Source organism: Leucobacter faecis (assembly GCF_054456695.2).
On record NZ_JBTJER020000005.1, the window covers coordinates 122790 to 146153 of the forward strand.

General features: G+C 65.3%; 21 protein-coding genes. 12 read left to right on the top strand and 9 right to left on the bottom strand.

Going from position 1 to position 23364, the window contains the following annotated elements; genetic code table 11:
• Nucleotides 1-136 precede the first annotated feature (136 nt).
• Nucleotides 137-1432 carry an RNA 5'-3' helicase PhoH2 gene (gene phoH2, locus ACXR2W_RS07270; protein WP_458813692.1) on the bottom strand — a complete coding sequence of 432 codons (1296 nt, stop codon included), beginning with the start codon at nt 1430-1432 and terminating at the stop codon, nt 137-139.
• Nucleotides 1433-1759: 327 nt separating this feature from the next.
• Here phoH2 and mtnA point away from each other — a divergent pair, with 327 nt between their 5' ends.
• From mtnA to ACXR2W_RS07305, 7 genes are all read left to right on the top strand, one after another.
• On the top strand, nt 1760-2803 hold the full coding sequence (mtnA, locus tag ACXR2W_RS07275; protein WP_458813694.1) for an S-methyl-5-thioribose-1-phosphate isomerase: 1044 nt from the start codon (nt 1760-1762) through the stop codon (nt 2801-2803).
• Nucleotides 2804-2856: 53 nt separating this feature from the next.
• Nucleotides 2857-3906 (top strand): BMP family ABC transporter substrate-binding protein, encoded by a 1050-nt coding sequence (locus ACXR2W_RS07280; RefSeq protein ID WP_458813696.1) that lies wholly within the window; start codon nt 2857-2859, stop codon nt 3904-3906.
• Nucleotides 3907-3984: 78 nt separating this feature from the next.
• Nucleotides 3985-5541 carry an ABC transporter ATP-binding protein gene (locus ACXR2W_RS07285; protein WP_458813698.1) on the top strand — a complete coding sequence of 519 codons (1557 nt, stop codon included), beginning with the start codon at nt 3985-3987 and terminating at the stop codon, nt 5539-5541.
• Nucleotides 5538-6767 (top strand): ABC transporter permease, encoded by a 1230-nt coding sequence (locus ACXR2W_RS07290; protein ID WP_458813700.1) that lies wholly within the window; start codon nt 5538-5540, stop codon nt 6765-6767. The genes ACXR2W_RS07285 and ACXR2W_RS07290 overlap by 4 nt, the downstream gene beginning before the upstream one ends.
• A complete protein-coding gene (locus ACXR2W_RS07295; protein WP_458813702.1) occupies nt 6764-7678 on the top strand; it encodes an ABC transporter permease in 915 nt (304 codons plus the stop codon). Before ACXR2W_RS07290 ends, ACXR2W_RS07295 begins: the two co-directional genes overlap by 4 nt.
• Nucleotides 7675-8157 (top strand): cupin domain-containing protein, encoded by a 483-nt coding sequence (locus ACXR2W_RS07300; RefSeq protein WP_458813704.1) that lies wholly within the window; start codon nt 7675-7677, stop codon nt 8155-8157. The genes ACXR2W_RS07295 and ACXR2W_RS07300 overlap by 4 nt, the downstream gene beginning before the upstream one ends.
• A 72-nt stretch (nt 8158-8229) precedes the next feature.
• Nucleotides 8230-8811 carry a TetR/AcrR family transcriptional regulator gene (locus ACXR2W_RS07305; protein ID WP_458813706.1) on the top strand — a complete coding sequence of 194 codons (582 nt, stop codon included), beginning with the start codon at nt 8230-8232 and terminating at the stop codon, nt 8809-8811.
• Here ACXR2W_RS07305 and ACXR2W_RS07310 read toward each other — a convergent pair.
• The 5 genes from ACXR2W_RS07310 to ACXR2W_RS07330 all read right to left on the bottom strand — a co-directional run bounded on the left by ACXR2W_RS07310 (nt 8808) and on the right by ACXR2W_RS07330 (nt 14018).
• Nucleotides 8808-9803 carry a CPBP family intramembrane glutamic endopeptidase gene (locus tag ACXR2W_RS07310; protein ID WP_458813708.1) on the bottom strand — a complete coding sequence of 332 codons (996 nt, stop codon included), beginning with the start codon at nt 9801-9803 and terminating at the stop codon, nt 8808-8810. The two genes, ACXR2W_RS07305 and ACXR2W_RS07310, sit on opposite strands and share 4 nt — an antisense overlap.
• Nucleotides 9804-9814: 11 nt before the next feature.
• Nucleotides 9815-10993 carry a DUF1648 domain-containing protein gene (locus ACXR2W_RS07315; protein WP_458813710.1) on the bottom strand — a complete coding sequence of 393 codons (1179 nt, stop codon included), beginning with the start codon at nt 10991-10993 and terminating at the stop codon, nt 9815-9817.
• A gap of 34 nt (nt 10994-11027) precedes the next feature.
• Nucleotides 11028-11411: a GntR family transcriptional regulator gene (locus ACXR2W_RS07320; RefSeq protein ID WP_489948837.1), complete on the bottom strand. Its 384-nt coding sequence runs from the start codon at nt 11409-11411 to the stop codon at nt 11028-11030.
• 185 nt (nt 11412-11596) lie between these two features.
• On the bottom strand, nt 11597-12757 hold the full coding sequence (locus ACXR2W_RS07325; RefSeq protein WP_458813714.1) for an acyl-CoA dehydrogenase family protein: 1161 nt from the start codon (nt 12755-12757) through the stop codon (nt 11597-11599).
• A gap of 34 nt (nt 12758-12791) precedes the next feature.
• Nucleotides 12792-14018 carry a CaiB/BaiF CoA transferase family protein gene (locus ACXR2W_RS07330; RefSeq protein WP_458813716.1) on the bottom strand — a complete coding sequence of 409 codons (1227 nt, stop codon included), beginning with the start codon at nt 14016-14018 and terminating at the stop codon, nt 12792-12794.
• A 119-nt stretch (nt 14019-14137) separates the two neighbouring features.
• On the opposite strand from ACXR2W_RS07330, the gene ACXR2W_RS07335 reads away from it, so the two are divergent.
• Nucleotides 14138-15688, top strand: coding sequence for a PucR family transcriptional regulator (locus ACXR2W_RS07335; RefSeq protein WP_458813718.1), 1551 nt, complete (start codon nt 14138-14140; stop codon nt 15686-15688).
• A gap of 31 nt (nt 15689-15719) precedes the next feature.
• Here ACXR2W_RS07335 and ACXR2W_RS07340 read toward each other — a convergent pair whose 3' ends face one another.
• The 3 genes from ACXR2W_RS07340 to ACXR2W_RS07350 form a co-directional block, all read right to left on the bottom strand.
• On the bottom strand, nt 15720-16343 hold the full coding sequence (locus ACXR2W_RS07340; protein WP_458813720.1) for a hypothetical protein: 624 nt from the start codon (nt 16341-16343) through the stop codon (nt 15720-15722).
• Nucleotides 16344-16362: 19 nt separating this feature from the next.
• A complete protein-coding gene (locus tag ACXR2W_RS07345; protein ID WP_458813722.1) occupies nt 16363-16887 on the bottom strand; it encodes an amino-acid N-acetyltransferase in 525 nt (174 codons plus the stop codon).
• A gap of 100 nt (nt 16888-16987) precedes the next feature.
• Nucleotides 16988-19516, bottom strand: a complete 2529-nt coding sequence (locus ACXR2W_RS07350) for an ATP-dependent Clp protease ATP-binding subunit (protein WP_458813724.1) — start codon at nt 19514-19516, stop codon at nt 16988-16990.
• 218 nt (nt 19517-19734) lie between these two features.
• Here ACXR2W_RS07350 and ACXR2W_RS07355 point away from each other — a divergent pair, with 218 nt between their 5' ends.
• The 4 genes from ACXR2W_RS07355 (at nt 19735) to ACXR2W_RS07370 (ending at nt 23265) form a co-directional block, all read left to right on the top strand.
• Nucleotides 19735-20349, top strand: coding sequence for a hypothetical protein (locus ACXR2W_RS07355; RefSeq protein WP_458813726.1), 615 nt, complete (start codon nt 19735-19737; stop codon nt 20347-20349).
• Entirely contained in the window at nt 20346-21002 is a 657-nt protein-coding gene (locus ACXR2W_RS07360; protein WP_458813728.1) for a hypothetical protein, read from the top strand. Before ACXR2W_RS07355 ends, ACXR2W_RS07360 begins: the two co-directional genes overlap by 4 nt.
• A complete protein-coding gene (locus ACXR2W_RS07365) occupies nt 21002-21223 on the top strand; it encodes a helix-turn-helix domain-containing protein (RefSeq protein ID WP_458813730.1) in 222 nt (73 codons plus the stop codon). Before ACXR2W_RS07360 ends, ACXR2W_RS07365 begins: the two co-directional genes overlap by 1 nt.
• Nucleotides 21224-21360: 137 nt before the next feature.
• Entirely contained in the window at nt 21361-23265 is a 1905-nt protein-coding gene (locus ACXR2W_RS07370) for an HNH endonuclease signature motif containing protein (RefSeq protein ID WP_458813732.1), read from the top strand.
• Nucleotides 23266-23364: the final 99 nt, after the last annotated feature.

Genomic DNA, 23364 nt, shown 5'->3' on the forward strand with positions numbered 1-23364 from the left:
TCCTCTACCTCACCAGTCGCGGGTGTCGGCGCCGCGGCCGCCAGGTAACTAACAGGTGTATCGCGGGCTAACGCGCGGTGCCGGGCCCGGCGCTCCGCTGCATCATGCGGCGCCGGATCCGGACCCTGCGGGCGAGCTAGTCAAGCAGCTCGGTGACGAGCGCCGCAATGTCGCTGCGTTCGGAGCGCGTGAGGGTCACGTGCCCGAAGAGCCTGTGACCCTTCAGTTTCTCGATCACGGCCGCGATGCCGTCGTAGCGGCCCACCCGCAGATTGTCGCGCTGCGCGACATCGTGGGTGAGCACGACGCGCGAGTTCTGCCCGATGCGCGAGAGCATGGTGAGCAGCACGCCGCGCTCGAGCGACTGCGCCTCGTCGACGATCACGAACGCGTCGTGCAGTGAGCGGCCACGAATGTGGGTGAGCGGCAGCACCTCGACGAGCCCGCGCGCCATCACCTCGTCAAGCACGTTCTCTGACACGATCGAGCCGAGGGTGTCGAACACGGCTTGCGCCCACGGGTTCATCTTCTCTTCACGGTCGCCCGGCAGGTATCCAAGGTCTTGCCCACCCACGGCATACAGCGGCCGAAACACCATCACTTTGCGGTGTTGGCGCCGCTCGAGCACCGCCTCGAGCCCAGCAGCGAGCGCGAGGGCTGACTTGCCCGTGCCAGCGTTTCCACCGAGCGACACGATGCCGACCCCGGTGTCGAGCAGTAGGTCGATCGCGAGGCGCTGTTCGGCGCTGCGTCCGGTCACCCCGAACACCTCGAGGTCGCCGCGTACAAGGTGCAGTGAGCCGTCGCCGTCGATGCGGCCGAGTGCCGAGCCGCGCGGTGAGTGCAGAATCAGGCCGGTGCCGTACGGCAGGCCGCGCGCCGCATCGACGTCGTCGACGCGTTCGGCCTCCCACAGGAGCCGCATTTCTTCTTCGTCAAGATTGATGGTGGCCGCGCCGGAGTAGGCGTCGTCGCGGGCGAGCTCTGCGCGGTACTCTTCTGCGCCGAGCCCGAGCGCCGATGCCTTCAGCCGCATCGGCAGATCTTTCGAAACGACGGTGACGTTCGCCCCCTCGAGCGCGAGGTTCTGGGCGACCGCGAGTATGCGGGTATCGTTGTCGCCCAAGCGCATGCCGCTTGGCAGGGCGTCCAGGCTGCTGTGGTTGAGTTCGACTCGCAGTGTGCCGCCCGCGTCGCCCACCGGTACGGGGCGGTCGAGCCGCTCGTGCTGTGCACGCAACGCGTCAAGGCTGCGCAGTGCCCGCCTGGCGAAATAGCCCAGCTCGAGATCTTGCCGCTTGTGCTCAAGCTCAACGAGCACCACCACCGGCAGCACCACGGCGTGCTCCGCAAATCGAAACAGCGCTTGGGGGTCACTCAGCAAGACCGAGGTGTCGAGCACGTAGGTGCGCTCAAGAGAGTGCGTCATCATCGTCATCTCCTACAGGAATACCCGCGGGGCGAGGCGGCCGTGACGCCGAAGGCTCCGGCCTCCTCGATCGGGCGGTGCCCGATACCCTCACCGTACGCGCCTACGCCCGGCTCCCGGAAGCGGCGCGCACGGCGTGCCCTGAACAGCAGAGGACCAGTCGGTGAACCCTGTGTGACGGCGCAGAATGTGCGCCTCAGTTGTAGATTTTCTTCACCCTGGGAACACCAGCTTTATCGAACGCACACAGTCAGGTACCCTTGAGTGTTGCGACATCGGTGCCGGGGGGCGTCTTGCGCCTTGCCACGGCAAGACAATTAAGGAGCCCTCTTGCGCACGATCGACTGGGTCGACGGAGCCATCGAGCTGATCGACCAGACGCTGCTGCCCCACTCTGTGCAGGTGCTGCGTGTTACCGAGTTGCCCGCCCTCATTGACGACATTCAGCGGCTTGCGGTGCGCGGTGCCCCCGCGCTCGGCGTGGCTGGCGCGTTCGGTGTGGCCCTCATCGCGCAGAGCGTCGCCGCCGAGAACGGTGACGAGGAGTTCGACACCACTGAAGTGCGCCGCCAGGCCGCGATTCTGCGCGAGGCCCGCCCCACGGCCGTGAACCTGTCATGGGGTGTTGACCGCGCGCTCACGAAACTTGAGGACGGCCCGTCGGCCGTGCTCGCCGAGGCCTGCGCTATTCGCGACGAAGACATTGCGGCCTGCGTCTCGATGGGACTCTACGGCGCCGACCTGACCCGTGAGCTCACGGGCAAAGATCGCGTGCGCGTCATGACGATCTGTAACACGGGCAGCCTTGCTACCGTTGAGCGCGGCACCGCGCTCGGCGTGATTCAGACGCTGCTCGAGCAGGGGTCGCTCGAGGAGGCCCTGCCTCTCGAGACCAGGCCGCTCTTGCAGGGTGCCCGTCTTACGGCGTGGGAGCTTACGCGCATGGAGGCGCCGTTTAGGCTCATCATCGACTCGGCCGGCCCGTTCTTGCTCTCGCGCGGAATCGCAGACGCAGTCTTCATCGGCGCCGACCGCATCGCGGCCGACGGTGATTCAGCCAACAAGATTGGCTCGTTCTCGCTCGCTCTCGCAGCGAAGCACGCGGGTGTGCCCTTCATTGTTGTCGCCCCCGAGTCAACGATCGACATGCAGACCGCAACTGGCGCTGACATCGAGATCGAAGATCGCGGCTCGGCTGAGGTGTGCGGTTTCGGCGGCACACGCACCGCCCCCGAGGGCACGAACACGGTGAACCCCGCGTTCGATGTCACCCCGCACGATCTCATTACGGCGATCGTCACCGAACGCCGGATCATCATGCCGGGCAAGGGTGAATCACCTCTCACTGTTCCCCTCGGCGCCCTGCGCTCATAAGCTTCACTTTATTCCCACTGTTATTCCCCCAGTTATTCTCGAAAGGAATACCCATGTTCTTCACCAAGAGCCGCACGCGTGCGGCGCTCGTCGCCGGGGCTGCTGCTGGCGCCCTGCTGCTCACCTCGTGCGCGGGTGGCGGCGACACCGGTGCGAGCGATGCTTCGGGCCCCAAGTTCATCTACATCACGAGCGACCCGATCGGCCAGAACGAGTTTCTGAAGTCGGGCAAGGTCGGTATCGAGTCGGTGGCCGAGCAGTTTGATGGCACCTCGAAGACCTTCGAGTCGAAGGATGAAGCGACTCGTCGCACCAACCTCGAAGCAGCAATCTCGCAGGCCCCCGAGGTCGTCGTGATGCTCGGCTTCCAGTTTGTTGACATGGCCCAGGAGCTCGCAGAGGCGAACCCGCAGCAGAAGTTTGTGCTGATCGACGCTGCCAGCGATAACGCTCCCGAGAACCTCTACCAGGCCACGTTCCGTGAGCAGGAGCCCTCATACCTACTCGGCTACGAGGCTGGCCTCCTGACTGAGGCGAACAAGGTGGGCTCGATCATCTCGGTCGACAACCCGCTGCTCCAGAAGTACACCGCTGGGTTCAGTGAGGGTGCCGAGGCGTCCAACGACAAGGTCGATGTTGCCTCACCGCAGGTCATTGGCGGCGAGAACCCCTTCGCAGACACCGCTCGCGCGAAGGAACAGGCCATCGCTTACGCTGGCACCGGCGTTGACCAGGTCTTCGCCGTGGGCGCCGCCGCCAACGGCGGCATCATGGAGGCCGCTGCAGAGAAGGGTTTCTCGGCATACGGCGTTGACGCGAACCAGTGCGGCATGGCCCCCGGTTTCGTCGTGGATGGCACCGTGAAGTCGGTCAACCGCGTCGTCGAGACCGTCGTCGGTGAGATCATGGACGGTGTGACTTCGAAGGACGCCACCACTTCGTTCGGGCTCAAAGAAGAGGGCATGACGATCGTCAGCCTCGACGAGGGCGCTGCTGACTCGCAGTGCACCGTCATGGACAACCCCGAGGTGCTCGAACAGGTCACCCAGCTGCGCGACGACATCGTTGCTGGCAAGGTGAAGGTCACCGACCCGCTCGCGTAACCCGCTGAAGCTGCGGCGCGCTAAGTCTTGCGCGCCGCAGCTTTCACCCACCACTCACCCCACCCCGAAGGAGCGCGGATGACCGCCGAGATCTCGATGCGCGGCATCACCAAACGTTTCCCCGGCGTACTCGCCGACGACAACGTCAACTTCGAAGTCGAAACCGGCGAGATCCACGCTCTCATGGGTGAGAACGGTGCTGGCAAGTCGATCCTCATGTCGCAGCTCGCGGGCGTGTACCAGCCCGACGAAGGTGAAATTTATGTGCGCGGTGAGAAAGTGCACTTCGCGTCGCCGCAGGGAGCCATCGACGCTGGCATCGGCATGGTGTTTCAGTCATTTAAGCTTTTCCCCTCGCTCACGATCGCCGAGAACGTGGTGTTTCGCAGCGAACCCACGAAGCGCGGGCTCATCGACCGCAAGGCGGCGAATGAGCGCGTGCGCGAGATCGCAGACCGATACGGCTTAGCCCTCGATCCCACCGCCCGCGTCGACTCGGTTCCCGTCGGCGTGCTGCAGCGCGTCGAGATCGTGAAGGCGCTCTACCGCGAGGCCCGCGTGCTAATTCTCGATGAGCCCACCGCGGTGCTCACGCCGCAGGAGACCGAGAAACTCTTTGACGTGCTGCGTGCCCTCAAAGCCGACGGCCGCACGATTATTCTCATCACGCACAAGCTGAACGAGGTGATGGCGATCTCAGATCGCGTCACCGTTTTGCGCGACGGCCGCAATGTGGCCCAGCTCGTCACCGCCGACAGCTCCCCCGCCGAGATCACACGCCACATGACCGGCCGTGACGTTGACCTGTCGACGCCACCGCCAGCGCTCACGCCCGGCGAGACCGTGCTCGATGTGCAGGGTGTCACCGTGCAGAGCTCACCGCACGACCGCCCCAATGTTGACCGCGCATCACTGCGGGTGCGTGCGGGCGAGGTCGTCGGTATTGCGGGTGTCGCGGGTAACGGCCAGGTTGAGCTCGCAGAGGCGATTATCGGTATGCGCCCAACCAACGCTGGCTCTGTCACACTCAAGGAGCAAGACCTTTCGCGCCGTTCAATCGCGCAGCGCCGCGATGCTGGCATCGCTTATGTGCCCGAAGACAGGCACGGTGTGGGTAGCGCGGGCACCGCGAGCGCCATCGATAACCTGGCGCTCGGTCACCACCGTACCCCGCCCATTCTGCAGCGCGGTCTCCTCTCACGAGCCGCCATGCTCGAGCACGCGCAGCGACTCATCAAACGATTTGGCGTGAAAATCGCCACCCCCGCCACCCCCGTGGGCACCCTGTCGGGCGGTAACCTACAGAAGGTCGTGGTGGCGCGCGAGCTCGACTATGGCTCCCCACTACTGATCGCCGAGCAGCCCACCCGCGGCGTCGACGTCGGCGCGATCGAGTCCATTCACCGCGAGCTGTGCGAGTACCGCGATGCGGGTGGCGCGCTGCTCCTGATCTCGGCTGAGCTCAGTGAGATCATGTCGCTCTCCTCACGCATTCTCGTCATGTTTGAGGGCCGGATTACCGCCGAGCTGCCCAAGGAAGACGCTACCGAGGCTCTCCTGGGCCTCTACATGGCGGGCCACGAACCCGAAGAACGGCACAGGCCCGGGGCCATCGCGAACGGAGACGCACGATGAAACAGCTCACCCGGATCGGCCGTTGGTGCGCCGGCCCCATTCCTATCTCAGTGCTGCTCGCGCTGCTCGTGGGCGCCTGCTTCATGCTTATCGCGGGCGTTGACCCGCTGAGCGGCTACGTCGCCATGCTGCAGGGGTCGTTTGGTTCGGGCCCCGGCCTCGCCAACACCGTCGCGCGCGCGATTCCCATCATCGGCATCGGTCTTGCGCTCGCCATCGCTTTCCGTGCTGGCGTGCTCAACCTGGGCACCGAGGGCCAGGCAGGCCTTGGCGCGCTCGCGGGCGGTATCGTCGCTATCTACGTGCCCGGCCCCGCCCTGCTCATCGTGCCACTCGCGTTCATCACCGCCATCGCGGCGGGCGCCGCCTGGGGTATGCTCGCGGCCGTACTCGAAAACCGGCTCGGCGTGCCCATCTTGCTGTCGTCGCTGCTTTTGAACTACCCCGCACGATTTTTCTCGTCGTGGCTGATTCGGTTCAAGCTCGACGAACCCGACTCCGAGCTCATCGCGAGCGAGCAGGTGCGCCCCGAGGTGCAGCTGTCGATGCTTGTACCGCGTGACTCATCGTTCGCTGAGACACTGCGTAACACGCTCGGCCCCACGAACCCGATCACCTCGGTGCTGACGAGCGTCAACTGGTCACTCGTCATACTGCTCGTAGTGCTCGCCGGTGTCATCTTCATGAACAAGCGCACCCGCTTCGGGTTCGAGTCGGGCGTGAGTGGCCAGAACGCCGAATTTGCACGCTACTCGGGTGTGAAGCCCGCCCCACTCGTCACACGCACCATGGCGCTCTCGGGCGGAATTGCAGGCATGTTTGGCCTGATGCTCGTGATCGGCGCGCCTTCAACTCGGCTGCTCGAGGGCTACATTGTGCAGACCAACTACGCGTGGACAGCGCTGCTCGTCACCCTGCTCGCGCTGTACCGCCCGGTCGGCACCGCCATCGCAGGTCTCTTCTTCGCCGCCATCATGGTCGGCAGCGACGCGATGGGCCGCGAGCTCGGCCTCTCTCCCCAAATCGCCGCCGTGATTCAGGCGCTCGTCATCATCCTGCTCGCGTTCCGCGTTAGCTTGCCCAAGCTGCGCAAGAAGCGGGGCGATGCCGCAGCTGCGCCCGCCCCCTTAGATCCGGATCGCGAACCGCCCAGCACCGAACAGCCGGTGGCACTCACCACCGAGGCCACGAACTCGGCCCCCGCCTCGAAGGAGTCCGCACGATGAACTTCCTCGACATGTTTAATGAGGATCTCGTCACGACGATCTTAAGCGCCCTGATTCCGATCTTGCTCGCAGCCCTCGGCGGCATGATCGCCGAGCGCGCCGGCATCTTCAACATCGGCCTCGAAGGCATGATCTTGATCGGCGCGTTCTGCGGTGTCGCCGCATCATTCTTCACCCACAACTGGGTGCTCGGCGTGCTCGCCGCGATGGTGGCGGGTGCGCTGTTCGCAGTGATTCTGGGCTACGGCGCGGTCTATCGCAAGGGTGACCCCATCGTGATCGCCATCGCCATGAACATTCTCGCCGTCGGCGTGACAAGCTTCTTGATCGTCGCCATTTTCGATGTGCAGGGCGTGTTTCAGGACCCCGGCATCGCGGGCATTCCGACCTGGAAGATCCCGTTCCTCTCAGAGATTCCGGTGCTGGGAGCACTGTTCTCGCTGACCCCGCTCGGTTACTTGGCGCTGCTGCTCGTACCGGCGTTATGGGTGATGCTGTTTCGCATGCCGATCGGCATGCGACTGCGCGGCGTCGGTGAGCGCCCGCTCGCGGCCGCCACGCTCGGGGTGAAGCCCGAGCGCTACCAACTCGGTGCCGTCGTCGCATCGGGCGCTCTCGCCGGTTTGGGCGGCGCTCAACTTGCGCTCGGTAACGTCGTGCTGTTCTCGGAGAACATGTCGGCGGGCCGCGGCTGGATCGCTGTCGTCGCGGTGATGCTTGCACGCGCTCACCCCGTCGGCGTACTGGGCGCCGCCGTGCTCTTTGGGTTTGCCGATGCGCTCGGCTTTAGGTTGCAGATCTTCGGCCTCCCGCCGCAGCTCACCGACGCGGCACCCTATGTCGTCACCCTGCTCGTGTTGATCTTCACGAGCCGCAGGTTTCGTAAGCCCCGTGAGGCGGCACTCGCGTGACCGCGGCATCAGCCACGCCCAGCGCACTGCCGCCCGAGGCAGAAGCGTGGATCAACCTGCTCGGGCTCGAGCCACTCGAGCACGAGGGCGGGCTTTTTCGCCAAATGCACCTCGACGAACACTCGAGCGCGATCTACTACCTCCTCGCCGACCCCGATTTCTCGGCGCTTCACGCGCTCGGCTCGGTCGAGGTGTATCACTGGTACGCCGGTGCGCCGCTCCAGCTGCTGCTGCTGCACCCCGACGGCCGTGTGGAGGAGCCCGTGCTCGGACCTGACCCGGCCGCCGGGCAGCGACCGCAGCTCGTCGTCGCACCGGGGGTGATGCAGGGATCAAGCTCGACCGGATCATGGAGCCTCATCGGCACCACCATGTCGCCCCCGTTCGATTGGAACGGTTTCGAACTGGGCGAGCGCGCGGCTCTACAGCAGCGATACCCCGCCGCGCACGAGCGCATCGGCGCTCTCACGCGACAATAGTAACCTGGCTTTTCACCTGGCTTCGTACACTTGTAGCCTTGCGAAGCTGCTCTTCACGGCTATTGTGGTGGCATGACCGACGCAAGAATTGTTCGCACCCGCGCATCGCTGCGTGCCGCGATCCTCGACCTGGCCTCGCAGAAACCCGTCACCGAAATTACGGTGTCTGAACTTGCTGCCGCAGCAGAGATCAACCGTGTGACGTTCTACAAACACTATGCCAGCCCCGCAGAAGCGCTGCGCGAAGCCCTCACCAGCGAGCTTGACCGTTCGCGTGAGGCGTTCCTCGCGCGCTTCGAAGAGCCAACAAGCGATGTTCGATTTGACCTGATTTCTGGCGTCAATTTTGTACTGGACCATATTGACGAGCACCGCAAGCTGTATGAGCTGAGCTTCGCTGATCCCGACGACGGTGCGGTGCCCTCGGTTCTCTCAGCGCACTTCAGCGACACCATTCGCCTACACCTCGCAGACTACGTTCCAAAGAACAGTGCATCCCCCGAATTCGACCCCGAGGTCATCGCATGCTACTGCGGTGCGGGACTCGTGGGCGCGCTCCACATGTGGGTGCGCGAGGGCAAATGCGACCGTGAGGTTCTGCTGAAGTCCCTCACCGCTCTCATTCCCACCTGGTGGTTTGGCGAGGAAGACTAGGTACTGCGCGGGCGCGTAGGCCCGAGATCCGGCTGGCGCCTAAACTGGCCCGTCACGAACAGCACCGCAAGCACGATCGTGACGGCGATCCAGCCGGCCACGCCCACGATGCTCGCGAGCTCGGGTCGAACCTCGGTGCCCGCCGCGGTGAACAGTAGCGTGACGCCCGCGACCGCGTTGAGCGCCCCGTGCGCGACGGTCGCGGGCCACACCGATGCGGTGCGCAGTCTGAGCCAGCCCAGCAGCGCACCCCAGATCACGCAGTTGATGGTCATCAAGCCGACGCCGCGCCAGTCGAGCAGGCCGTAGTTGTGGCCGAGCAGTGTGAGCGGTGCATGCCACACGCCCCAGATGGCACCGCTCAGGGCGAGCGCAGGCCAGGTGCCGAGCGGCCGCAGCATCGGCAGCAGCCAACCGCGCCACCCAAGTTCTTCGCCGAGCGCGAAGAGGGAGTTCGGCAGGATCGCTGCGATCGGCAGCAGCGCGAGCTGCACCGCAATGAGCACGGCCGGGTCAGGCAGCCTTGCAGCATCGGCTCCGCCTGGCAGATTGGCTGAGCTGAGCGCCGCCTCATTGAGCGCCGCGAAGCCCGAAAATTCGGCGAGATCGAGCGTGACCCAACCCGCAAGCGCGGCGATCGCGACGCTTGCGAAACCCAGCGCGAGCGTGCCAAACAGCGCAGCCACCGTGATCCAGACGGTACGCTTCGCGGGCCGCAGCGGCCACAGCCCGAGCAGCCGGGCCCGGTCACGCCGCGGCGTGCGGGCGAGAAACACCACGACAAGGGCTGCTATAGCCGGGGTCAGCATCATCACCGGCGCAAGCAGGACGACAAGCAGTTGACCGCTCAGTGATTCGAGGTCGCTGCGCCACAGCGGCACGGCGACGAGCCACGCGAGACCGTAAGCGAGCACGGTGAACAGCGCGACAGCACCCCAGGGCACGCGTGAGGGTGTGACTCGGGCGGCGCCGTGCGGCGCTGGCTTGGTCATCACTGGATTGGTCATCGCTGGGCCACCGCTTCGAGTAGCCCAGCGCCGGTGGCGGCGTCATCAATGGTGACGGCAAAAACGCGGCCGTCTTTGCGGGTGATCACGATCCCCTCCCCCGCACGCATCACGATGCCAAATCTGCCCGGTGCCCAGCGCAACCCCCAACCACCAAACTCGGCCATGGGTGAAATGTGCGTGGCGACCGCGCTATCTATATCTGCAGCGGGCACCCGAAACACGGGCCAACCGATCGCTGACCTTGCGACGAGGCCGTGCTCGTCGATTCGCACGCGAAACGAGGATGTCATCGCGAAGAGCGCAATGATCAACACAGTGGTGCCCGCCATACTCCAGAACGCGACGCTTGCGCCTGACTCCCCGGCGTTTGCAAGCGCGCTCGCGGCGGAGGCCGCGGTGCTCACAAGCATCACCAGTACGGTGACCCCGATCACGGTCACAAACATTTTTGACGGGCGCGCCTGTGCCACCCACACGGCGCGCTCGGTAGGTGCGAGCGGCAAGGGCTGTGCGGCACGCTTTGCAGCCCCTGCAATGTGCACCCCCGGCTGCAGCACGAACGCCACCGCGCCGAGCACGATCCCCACGCCAAAGGCCGCTGCGACGATACCGCCGACTCCGCCGGCGTCTTGCGCATCGCTGAGCCCAAGCTGACGCCACGCGATGAGCACGCCCATGAGCCCCATGCTGCTGCTCATGGTGAGCGAGAAGGCGGCCATAAACCGGTTCATGCCCGACCACACTGCGATCTCGCCCTTGCCCGGGCCAAACCTCGCGATGCACCCCATGAGCAGCGCCATGCCCGTGCTCATGCCCACCGTGAAGAGGATGAACTCGGTGTGGCCGCTAAAGCCATCGGGATGCCCGCCCCCCGACCAGTGCGTGGCGATCGGGGCGGGCAGCCGCGGCAGCCAGGTGATGAGCACGGCGGCGTACGCGGGCACCAGTGCGAGTGGCGCCACGAGGCCCGCCCACACGGCTGCCCGCTGAGCGCGCGCCAGGTCCCGTAACTGCTCAGCGGTCAACCCCACGAGCTCTGGTGCGGTGGCACCCACGTATGGGTCTTGAGCAGTGTCAGCGTCGCCGTGCGCGTCGTGCGCGCCGTGCGCGTCGTGCGCGTCGTGCGCGTCGTGCGCGTTGGGGTCGTCGTGCTCGTTGCGGTCGTCGTGCATGCGTTGGTCCTCCGTGGATGCCTGTGGCGGGTGCTTAAAGCTCGGGCCGGGTGTTCGACGCCCGCACCGCCACCATCGCCGCGAGTGCCTCGGCGGTCACCCCGAGAGCGCTGGCCCGGGCGACGAGCGCGTCGATCTCGCCGCTGAGCGACATGATGTGGGCGGCTGTCTCGGTGACGACGGCGCCCCGGCGCCGCTTCAGGTCGACGAGGCCCTCATCACGCAACAGTTGGTATGCGCGCAGCACCGTGTGCACATTCGCGCCCAGCCCGGTCGCCACCTCGCGCGCGGGCGGCAGCACCGCCCCCGGCGCAATGCGCCCGGCCAGCATGTCACCACGCACGGAGTCGGCGATCTGCGCGTAGATGGGCCGCTCGCTCGCCTCGTCGATCCGGATCAGCACCGTGCACCCCCTCAATTAGTTCTAATAGAACCATATCAAAGGAAAACGCGGCGGCCTTCTCCCTCTCGGTCATGCCAGCGTGCGACACGAACAAAATATGCGCGACGAACTCCGCTTAAGACTGAGTCTTAGACGGAAGTAGTCGCGCATATTTTGCATCCAGGAGAAAGCCCCCGGCGTGCCAAGTTCCGTGCTCCCGACTAGAACGCGGCAATCCCCGTAAGCTCGCGGCCAATGACGAGCTGGTGCACCTCGTCGGTGCCCTCATAGGTGCGCACCGACTCGAGGTTCGCCATGTGGCGCATCACCGGAAAGTCGCTGGTGATGCCATCTCCGCCGAGGATCGCTCGGCAGGTGCCCGCGATCTTGATGGCCTCGCGCACGTTGTTGAGCTTGCCCACCGATATCTGCGCGTGCGGCAGGGTGCCCGCATCCTTTAGCCGGCCGAGGTGCAGCGCGAGCAGCAGCCCCTTCTGGTATTCGAGGAACATGTCGGCGAGCTGCCCCTGAATCAACTGCTTGCCGCCGATCGGTGAGCCAAACACCTGGCGAGTCTGCGACCGCTCGACGGCAGCCTCGAGGCATGAACGCGCGGCCCCCATGACGCCCCACGCGATGCCGTAGCGGGCCTCGTTGAGGCACTTGAACGGTGACGAGAGCCCCTTTGATCCGGGCAGAATTGCGTCGAGCGGCAGGCGCATCTCAGTGAGCTCGATCTCGCACTGCAGGGACGCGCGCATCGATAGCTTGTTCTCGATGGCGCGCGCCTCGAAGCCGGGGGTGTCGGTCGGCACAACGAAGCCACGCACGATGCCTTCTTCGTCCTTCGCCCAGATCACACCGACCTGCGCGATCGTCGCGAGCCCGATCCAGCGCTTCTTGCCATTGAGCACCCACGAGTCGCCATCGCGGCGCGCGGTCGTGATCATAGTGTTGGGGTCAGAGCCGCCCTGGGGCTCGGTGAGACCGAAGAAGCCGATCGCTTCGCCGCGGCCCATCGCGGGCAGCCAACGCTGCTTCTGTTCCTCAGAACCAAACTTGTAGATCGCGCCCATCGCGAGCGAGCCCTGCACCGATAGCGCGGTGCGAAACCCCGAGTCGACGGCTTCGAACTCCATCGCCACGAGACCGTAGGCCACCGACGACGCACCCTTGAGCCCGTACCCGTCCATGTACATGCCGTACGCACCAAACTCGCCCACCTCGGGCAGCAGCTCGACGGGCAGGCGGCGCGCTTCAAACGCATCATCGATGATCGGCTTGATGCGGGCCTGGGCGAACTCGCGCGCCTTCAACTGCCACTCGCGCTCCTCCTCGGTGACATAGTCTGCGACGTTGAAGAGCTGATCAATGGTGGTCATGGGTGTTCCTTACTTTAGTAGCGGGACGAAATGTTTAAATGTTTGAGCGCCAGGTCGCGTCTTGGTGCTCACCCACGTTGGGTGGTGGCGCCTGGTACCGGGCGGGGGTGCCCGACAGCGAGATGGGCAGCGCGACCGAGCTGAGCGTTTGGGCCGAGCCGTCGGGCGCGGTGGCCTCGGTGTGGGCGATCGTGCCGAGGCCGAGCGATTCGGCCAGTTCGAAGGCCTGGCCAATCGTGTTGACACGGCCTGCCGGAATGTTGGCGGCGGTGAACGCGTCGATCCACTCTTGCGCGGGCTTGGTCGCGAGCCGTGCCTCGAGGGCTTCGCGCAGGGCAGCGCGATGCGCGACGCGCGCGGGGTTGTTCGCAAACTGTGCATCAGCCGCGAGCTCGGGCGCCGCGATCACCTCACACAGCCGTGTGAACTGCCCGTCGGTGCCCACCGCGAGGGCGAGCGCTTGGTCGGCGGCGTGGAAGGTTTCGTACGGTGAAATCGAGGGGTGGGCGTTGCCCATGCGAGCGGGTGAGACACCCGTTTCGAGGGTCGAGGAGGCCTGGTTGGCGAGCGCCGACAGCAGCGACCCCAGCAGGGTGACCTTGACGTGCTGACCCACCCCGTACGATGCGGAACCCTCGGTGTCTCGCGCGCGCAGCGCAGCCTGGATGCCAATCACCGAGTTGAGCCCGGTGAGAATATCGACGAGCGCTACGCCCACTTTGGTGGGCTCACCACCGTCTGAGTTGGCCTGGCCGGTAATACTCATCAGCCCGCCCACGGCCTGCACTAGCAGGTCATAACCGGGCAGGTCTTTGCCCGCTTCGTCACCAAAACCCGAGATCGAACAGAACACAACACCGGGGTTCTCGGCCGCGATGCTTGCGTATCCGAGCCCAAACCGATCCATGCTGCCGGGCTTGAAGTTCTCAATAACGACGTCGGCGGTGACCGCGAGCTCCTTGGCTCGTGCGACGCCTGCCTCAGTGCGCAGGTCGCACACAACCGAGCGCTTACCGCGATTCACACCCGCGAAGTAGGTGCTCTGACCAATAGCGTTCGTCGGCGGGCTCCACTGGCGCGTGCCGTCTCCTTCGGGGCTTTCGATCTTGATAACGTCGGCCCCGAGGTCTGCCAGAATCATCGTGGCGTGCGGGCCTGCGAGGACACGAGAGAAGTCAGCCACCCGAATACCGGCGAGCGCACCGCCTGCCTCGCCCCGGTCGCCCGCGCTGCCCCGATTGCCTGCCGCCGTGTTCACCATCGCCACAAAACCTTTCGCTGCCCGCTGCTGTTCCGCCCACCAGTCTAGGCACACGCCCAGCTGCGCCACAGAGCAGGTTTGCACAACACTCGATATCGCCGTCGTGCAAGAATGACACTATGGCTCTTCTTTCGCAGCTGCTCGACCTGCCCGATCTGGGGCTGCGCCTCATCAAGGCCGGCCCGGGGGATCCCGAGATCAGTTGGGTCTCAACAACCGAGTTGCTCGATCTGGGCAAGTATCTCGAGGGCGGCGAGGTGCTGCTCACGACCGGGCTCGCGTTCACCGCGGGCGACCCGAGGTGGCGCGATTTTGTAGCGAGCCTGAACCGCGCACGCATCGCGGCAATCGGTTTTGGCATCGGCGTCAATCACGATCGCGTACCCCGCGAGCTCATTCAGGCTGCCACCCAGTACCGGGTCGCCCTGTTCGAAATTCCGCTGCCCACCCCATTTGTTGCGATCAGCAAGGCTGCCGCAGGCCTGTTGCGCGCCGACGAGCTGCGGGCTGCACGCGGCGCGCTGCAGGTGCAGCAGCGCTTGCTCGACGGCGCCCGAGGGGACCAGGATCCGGCCGAGGTGCTCGCGGTCATGGCCCAGGCCACGGGCAGACATCTGGCGCTCGTCACCACTGATGGCACGCTCGTCGCGAGCACCGCAGGATTCGCCGCGCAGCACGGCAAGATCGATTACATCGACCTCGACCGAGATGCCACCCTGCGACTCGGCGTCGCTGGTAATGCGCCGCTCTCCCCCGAGGGCAACGCCATCATTGCCGCGGGGTCAATGGTGCTCGGTCTGGGCCTGCATGGTGGCCGCGCAGATGAGCTGCGCGAGCGTGAGCGCTGGGAGCGCCTCGCGCTCGGGCTGCTCGAGGGCCGCCACGGCCCAGAAGCGATCGAGATTCTGGCTTCCACTTCTACACGCCAGCCTGCGGCCCCCGCCCGCTTGCGGGTCATCGCGGTGCAGGGCGGGGCCGAAGACGTCGCGGCGTGGCGCAAGCGGCCCAGAAGCGGCCTCGATCGGCTCGTCGCGCCGGATCGTGGCCCCGCGCCCGCTCCCGGGATAGGCCTTGCCTGGCAGGTGTGCAGCGACACCGAAGACGCGGTCGCAGCCGCGCTCGCGGCGGCCGCCAGCCACGGGCTCGATGCCGCAGTCGGCCGTTCGGTGCCCGCCACTGATGCCCCGGTAAGCAGGCGCTCAGCGCAGGGTCGGCTGCGCGCGCTCTCGCCCACCGCGCCGCTGTACCGGGCGCCCAGGGTCCCCGTGGTGGTGTGGGCTGATCGCGATGCGCCGCTCTTCGAAGCACTCGTGGGCCTCACCCAGGCGGGGGCAGCACGAGCGCTCGGGCGCCAGGTACTCGGGCCGCTATCGAACGAACCGGTTACGCCTGCAGACGTCGTGAGCGGGGCCAGCGTTGCCGCGCCCGACGGCAGTAACCCCGAGACCGAGTTGAGCGCCGCAGAACGGGCACAACTGCGCGCCACGCTCACCGCCGTGTTTGAGCACGATGGCGGGCGTGGGCCCGCCGCCACAGCTCTCGGCATTCACCGCAACACGCTGCGTGACAGGCTCACCCGCATCGAACGAATCACGGGCCGATCGCTTGCAGACGCCGACGATCGCGCCGAGTTGTGGTTCGCGCTCAAACTCGAAGAACTCCAGGGGTGACTGCGGTGCCACGACCGCCGCGGCGCACCGCCTAGTACAGCAAGAACTGTGCCGTACCTGTCCCCTCGACGCCCGCTACGGACACGCGCAGGTGGTACGACGCCCCGTCACCGCCCACCGCATCGCGTGTAATACCGCACGTCTCGGCGCTCGACCTGGTGCGATCCCACTTCAGCGGCTCGGTCTGCACGGCCTGATCCGGATCGAGAATCACAGGCAGCGAGGCCGCGTCGTCCTGGCAGTCGATCGAGCGCCAGACTTCGTCACTGCCGCTCGAGATGGTGAACTCCATGCCGCCGGTGCCCAGATCGGCGCTGCACGCCTCGCCGCCCGCGTTGACGATGCTCATGAAGAGCTGGGGCAACTCACCCGCAGCATAGTCCGTCTGATCGGTGCCCGGTGTGACCTGTAGTTGACCGGCCTGGCACGCGGGAATATCGCCCTCTTTGGGGTCGGGCGCCGGCGCGGTCTGCGCAGCAAGATCGGTCGGCAGTTCAACATCGGCCGCGCCCTGCTCGCGGCCGCTCGAACCGGGCCGCAGCACTAGCAAGATGACCACCGCGATGAACGCGATGAGCCCCGCGAGCACGATGAGCCGGCGGCGCACATATACGCCCGCGGGTTTCGGGCCTACGGGGTCACGAAAGGTCGACATGGTGCGCACTTCCTTTGCGTTAGGGTTCGAGGCGCTTGAGCATGCGTGTGTTGCCTAGCGTGTTTGGCTTGACGCGCGCGAGGTCGAGAAACTCTGCCACGCCCTCATCGGTTGAGCGCAGCAGCTCGGCATAGACCTCAGCCTCGACCAGCTCGCCGTTTTCGCCGACGTCTTCGAACCCGTGGCTCGTAAAGAAGTTGGTCTCAAACGTGAGGCAGAACAGCTGGGTTAGGCCCAGATCACGTGCGCGCGACTCGAGGGCGGTGAGGAGTTTGTGGCCGATTCCGCGACCGAGCCAGTCCTGCGATACGCCCAGCGTGCGCACCTCGCCCAGCTGATCCCACATCACATGCACGGCACCGTAACCGATCACATCGCCGCCGGGCGCGCAGGCCACCAGAAACTCGGGCACCGCGCCGTAGAGCTCAACGAGGTCTTTGCCCAACAAGATTCGTCGGTTGACGAGCGGCTCCATCAGTTCAACCATGCGCGGCACGTCGGCCGTGCGCGCGGTGCGGATGAAGACTTCGCCAGCATCAATCATGGTTTCGAGTCTAGTGGAGCGGTGCCGGCGGCTCGCGCCGCACCAAACGCCGAAGGCCCCGCAGCGGTATGCTGCGGGGCCTTCGGCGTTGGCGCGTACGTTACTGCTCGACAGTGCCGGGCGTGCCCGCCGACGAAGCAATGCTCGCGGCCGACGTCGCCGACGTCTCGCCGTGCGCCTTCTCTTGGTCACGATCGGTCGTGAAGGTAAACTTGCCGTCTACGAAGTCGACCTTCACGAGGTCGCCCGCCAGGAGCTCGGCGCCCAGGATCTTCTCTGACAGCATGTCTTCGATCTCACGCTGGATCGCGCGGCGCAGCGGCCTCGCCCCCAGCGCCGGATCGTAGCCCAGCTCAGACAGACGCTCGCGGGCGACCTGCGTGACCTCGATGCGCATATCGCGGTCGAGCAGGCGGTCCTTGAGCTGCTTGACGAACAGGTCGACGATCTGCAGGATCTCGTCCCTGGACAGCTGCGGGAACACGATCGTGTCGTCGACACGGTTCAAGAACTCGGGCTTGAAGTGCTTCTTCAGCTCTTCGTTGACCTTGCCCTTCATTGACTCGTAGCCGATCGACAGGTCACCCTCGATCTGGAAGCCCACCGGGCCACCGGCGATGGCCGACGAACCGAGGTTCGTGGTCATGATGATGACGGTGTTCTTGAAGTCGACGACGCGACCCTGGCCGTCGGTGAGACGCCCCTCTTCGAGCACCTGCAGCAGCGAGTTGAAGATGTCGGGGTGCGCCTTCTCGATCTCGTCAAAAAGCACGACAGAGAAGGGCTTGCGGCGCACGCGCTCGGTGAGCTGGCCGCCCTCTTCGAAGCCGACGAACCCGGGAGGAGCACCGAAGAGGCGCGAAACGGTGTGCTTCTCGCCGTACTCCGACATGTCGAGCGAGATCAGCGCGTCCTCGTCGTCGAACAAGAACTCGGCCAGTGCCTTCGCAAGCTCGGTCTTGCCGACGCCGGTGGGGCCAGCGAAAATGAATGAGCCCGAGGGACGCTTGGGGTCCTTGAGCCCTGCACGCTGGCGCCGGATCGTCTTGGCGAGGGCCGAGATGGCCTCGTTCTGACCGATGACGCGCTGGTGCAGCGCCTCCTCCATAAACCGGAGGCGGCTCGTCTCTTCTTCGGTGAGCTTGAAGACGGGGATGCCGGTGGCCTGTGCGAGCACCTCGGCGATCAGCCCCTCGTCGACCTCCGCCTTGGTGACAACGTCGCCCGAGCGCCACTGCTTCTCGAGCCGCAGGCGCTCGGCGATCAGCTGCTTTTCTTCGTCGCGCTTACCCGCGGCGAGCTCGAAGTCTTGATCTTCGATTGCCTTCTCTTTGTCAGCGCGCACAACCGCGATCTTCTCGTCGAATTCGCGAAGCTCGGGCGGGCTCGACAAGATTGACAGGCGCAAGCGTGCGCCGGCCTCGTCGATCAGGTCGATCGCCTTGTCGGGCAAGAAGCGGTCTTGCACGTAACGCGCGGCCAGGTTCACCGCGGCGACAATCGCGCCGTCGGTGATCGACACCTTGTGGTGCGCCTCGTAGCGGTCGCGCAGACCCTTCAGAATGTTGATCGAGTGCGGAATGGACGGCTCTGCGACCTGGATCGGCTGGAAGCGGCGCTCGAGCGCGGCGTCCTTCTCGAAGTGCTTGCGGTACTCGTCGAGCGTGGTCGCGCCGATGGTCTGCAGCTCGCCACGCGCCAGCATGGGCTTCAGAATGTTGGCGGCGTCGATTGCACCCTCGGCCGCACCGGCACCCACGAGCGTGTGGATCTCATCGATGAAGATGATGATGTCGCCGCGGTTGCGAATCTCCTTGGTGACCTTCTTGAGTCGTTCCTCAAAGTCACCGCGGTAGCGGCTACCGGCGATCATCGAGCCGAGGTCAAGCATGTAGACCTGCTTGTCCTTGAGCGTCTCGGGCACTTCGCCGCGCACGATCGCCTGGGCGAGACCCTCGACCACGGCGGTCTTACCGACGCCGGGCTCGCCGATCAGCACGGGGTTGTTCTTCGAGCGGCGCGAGAGGATCTGCATAACCCGCTCGACCTCTTTCTCGCGGCCGATGACCGGGTCAAGCTTGCCGTCACGGGCAGCCTGCGTGAGGTTCGTGCCGAAGTTATCGAGCACCTGCGAGCCCTTTGACTCGCCTTGCTGTTCGGGAGCCCCAACGGTCGCGCTTTCCTTGCCGGCCTGGTAGCCCGACAGCAGCTGGATGACCGTCTGGCGCACGCGGTTCAGGTCTGCGCCGAGCTTCACGAGCACCTGGGCGGCAACGCCTTCGCCCTCGCGAATCAGGCCGAGCAAAATATGCTCGGTGCCAATGTAGTTGTGGCCGAGCTGCAGCGCCTCGCGCAGGCTCAGCTCGAGCACCTTCTTGGCGCGGGGCGTGAACGGGATGTGGCCCGCGGGGGGCTGCTGGCCCGTGCCGATAATGTCGGTTACCTGCGCGCGCACGGCATCCAGCGAAATATCGAGCTGCTCGAGCGCCTTTGCAGCGACGCCCTCACCCTCATGGATGAGGCCGAGCAGAATGTGCTCCGTGCCGATGTAGTTGTGGTTGAGCATCTTCGCCTCTTCTTGGGCGAGCACAACCACGCGGCGAGCGCGATCGGTGAATCTCTCGAACATCTGTCTCCTCCTCGGGCTGGGGTCGCGTCGTCGGTGCGGCGCCAACCGATGAGTCCAGGCTACGGGGTGCAGCTCCCCTACGGGGGCGTGTTCGTGCTGGGCGTAACGACGGGTTGACAGCGCACCCCACAACGCCGTAAGTTATCGATTACCGATAATAACGATAATCGATAAGGAGCTGTCGCGGCAGTGACAGCTCCCCTGGGAGGAAGCCCACCATGGATGCCAACGAACAACGCCCGCGACGGGCAGACCGCGCAGGGATCGTCATCTTCATCGCGCTGGGCGCGTTGATCTTGGCCCTCACCGCCGTCGCATCGATTCGCCGCATCTGGGAGATCTTGGCGGGCGGCCCCATCACGCTGCTGGCCCAGTTCATGAGCACCCCCGCAAGCGTCTCGATGGGCGAAGCGGGCAGCCATGTAGAGGCACAGTTCGATGCCGCATTCATCACGGTGCCTTCACTGTCACCCGCCGCCATCGGCCCAGCAGCACTCGAACCGCTCATCACACTGCTCACCGTAGCGACGGTCATCGGGTGCCTCACGATTCTCGCGTTCAAAATCTTGCGCGGGCAGGTGTTTGGACGCACGCAAACTCGCAGCGTCGTGGCCGCGGGGTTGACCGGACTCGTGGGATTCGCCTTGGCTCCCGTGTTCGGTAGCATCGCCGCGAACGATGCGCTCTTTGCCCTCACGGGCGAGAATACCGAGGTCGCACTCTTTGTGGTCTCACCCACCCCGTTTCTCGTCGCAGGGTTTGCTATCAGCATCGTCGTCACCGCGTTTGCCGTCGGTGAGCGCATGCAACGCGACACGGAAGGACTCGTATGAACATCCCCTTGCCCAAGGAACCGAGCGCCCGTAAAGTTCGGGCCGACGCCGTCGCGATCTTGGCGCTCGGTGTCGCCGCGAGTGCCGCGATCATCACCCTCGCGGTGATGCAATTTCGTACGGTATTCACGCCAAACGGTGTCGTGTGGAACCTGCCCGTTGAACCGCAGCCGGGTGCGGCAGCGGGGCTACTCGACGCCACCGCAGACGCTGCAGCAACAGCGCCTGTCGCCGACGTCACAGGTACGGTCACGCAGCTGCAGGTCGTCGTGCCAAACCTCAACACCGTCTCGACGTTCTGCCTAGGTGCCAGCATCGTGCTGCTCGCTCTCGCTGGCCTCGTAACCGTCGCGTCAGTGGTGCGCATCGCCTGGCTGTTTCAGCAGGGCAGGTTCTTCACACTATCGACGAGCCATGCATTGCGCGCGATCACGTGGGCCATCTTTGCGGGAGGCCTCGCTGCTTGGGCCTGCTGGAACCTCGCGGCCAACGGAATTGAAGGAGCGCTGGCGGTGCAGTCGCGGGTGTCGGGCGGAGCCGAGTGGTGGGCCTGGTATTGGATTGTGCTCTTCACCGCTTGTTCCTTCGGTCTCATTGATGTCGCCCTGCGCCGCGCGATCCGCGTGCAGCACGACGCTGAGGGGCTCGTCTAGTGCCCCCCGAGGAGGGGCACGCGATCCGGTGCCGCTTGGATGAGCTGCTCGCCGAGCGACAGATGACTCTCACTGAGCTCAGTGAGCGCGTGGGGGTGAGCATTGTGAACCTCTCGGTACTGAAGAACGATCGCGCGAAAGCGATCAGGTTTTCAACGCTCACCGCGATCTGCGAGGTGCTCGGATGCGAGGTGGGCGAGCTGCTCGTGATCAAGCAGTAGGCGACATCGTTGACCACCTATACAACCCCATAACCAGAACCTTTTGTTACCGTTTCGTGACACTCATGTTGTGCTACTTAAACCTGACCAGGGGTTTTCCTTGCGCCAATGTCGGTGGCTGCGTGGACTATAGAGACATGGAACTTTTCACCTCACTCGCACAGCAGCAGGCGGAGCTACGCCGGCTGCTTGGTGAGGTGCCCGAGACCGCGGTGCTGCCCGACACCATCGCTGCCCTCTCTGACACAGACGTGATGGCGGTGCTCGACGCGGCAGCCAGGCTCGCGCAGACGGCAGACCGGGTGCGCGTCGCCGCGTCGGGTGTCGTCGCGCAGCGCTCCACGCGCGAGGCTGGCCACTCGGGGCTCGCGCAGTCACGCGGTCACCGCAGCCCCGTGTCCCTGGTGCAACAGATCACCGGGGCCTCGCGCGCTCAGGCCGCACGCGAGGTGCGCGTCGGTGAGTCACTGTTTGCAGATGGGCCGGTGGATGCCGGCCTCGATCAATCCGAGCCGGGCGTTGACGCTGGTTCTGACGCTGGTGCGGGCGCGGGTTCGGGCGCGGGTGCGGGCGCTGACGCTTCAGGAGTTATCACCGCACCGCCTCTCCCCTGGCACGCACCCCTTCGCGCCGCTCTTCTAGAGGGTACGCTCACGACTGAGCAGCATGATGCGATCCGCAGGGGGCTCGGCGAACCACCGGTCAGCACCGGCGAGCACGAAGGCTCGCCCAGCATTGCTGTTGAAAACACCGGCCCTGAAGACGCCGGCTTAGACGCGGCCGCAGAGGCAGAAGCAGCGGCAGAGGCAGAGGCAGAGGCAGAAGCAGAAGCAGAAGCAGAAGCAGCAATCACACAAGCCACCAACCATGCCGCGGTCGAAGCATGGCGGCTCGCGGCCGAGCAACTCAGCCTTGAAGCCACCCGCCGCACCGTTGAAGAGCTTGCCGGGGCCGCCCGCACCGTGCGCGACCTGCTCGACCCCGACGGGGCCCAGCAGCGGTTCATGACCCGCTACGAGGGCCGCTCGTTTCGCATGTGGGTCGACGCGCACGGGGTGCACCACGGGTCGTTCACCTTCGATGACGAATCAGCCGCGTGGGTACGCTCCATGATTAACGGCGCAATGCGACCCCGGCGAGGCGGGCCCCGCTTTGTCAGCGATGAAGACAAAGAAACCGCACGAGAACTGCGTGACGACCCCCGCAGCAACAACCAACTCACCCACGATCTCTTAATCGACGTCATGCACGCGGGCACCCTCGCCACCGTCGAGCAGGTCTTCGGGGTGAGACAAGCTGGCGTGCGGGTCGTACACGTCGTCGACGCGCCAGACCCCGAGACCGGGGCAACCTGGCCTGGCCGGGCGTTCTTTGAAGACGAGAACGCCGCCGTGCCCGTCGATGTCGCGAACCGCATGGTGTGCAACACTGGCGTCGTGCCGGTGACTGTCGACCGCGCGGGCAACCCCCTAAACCTGGGCCGCACCAAACGGTCATACTCTTCAGAGCAGCGCATCGCCCTGTCGCTACGTGACGGCGGCTGCATCTGGACCGGCTGCGACCGGCCCGCCTCATACTGCGAGGCACACCACATCGACGAATGGGACCGTGATGGCGGCCGCACCGATATTGACCGTGGCGCCTTGCTCTGCCGTTTTCACCACATGCAACTCCACGCCGGAGGGTGGCGCATCACTCGCGACGGCAAGGGCCCGTTCAAGCTCCACTCAAGAGACGGCGACGTTACCGACCTAGCACCCAGAGCGGCCCGGCAACTTGCTTGGGCACAGCTCACAATCGTGCCGACAAAGACAAACACGGACACAGACACAAGCACAGACACAGACACAGACACAGACACAGACACAGACACAGACACAGACACGCCCTCGACCGCCCCTTCAGTCACACCCTCAGTAGCGTTTCTGCCGGGCAAGAGCAGACCACCGGCACCCGTGCCACCCGACAAGTGGCAATCCCTGCCGCGCGCAGCGCGCACCCCTGCATCACCGAATCTGACCCGCGTCAGACGGCAAAACTGAGCTCGAGGGGACAGCTGTGCCCTCAGCAGAGCAGTTCCTTTAATAATGGCCAAAAGGGACACCCGGTAGCAACACTCAAGAGCGACACCCGGTAGCAAC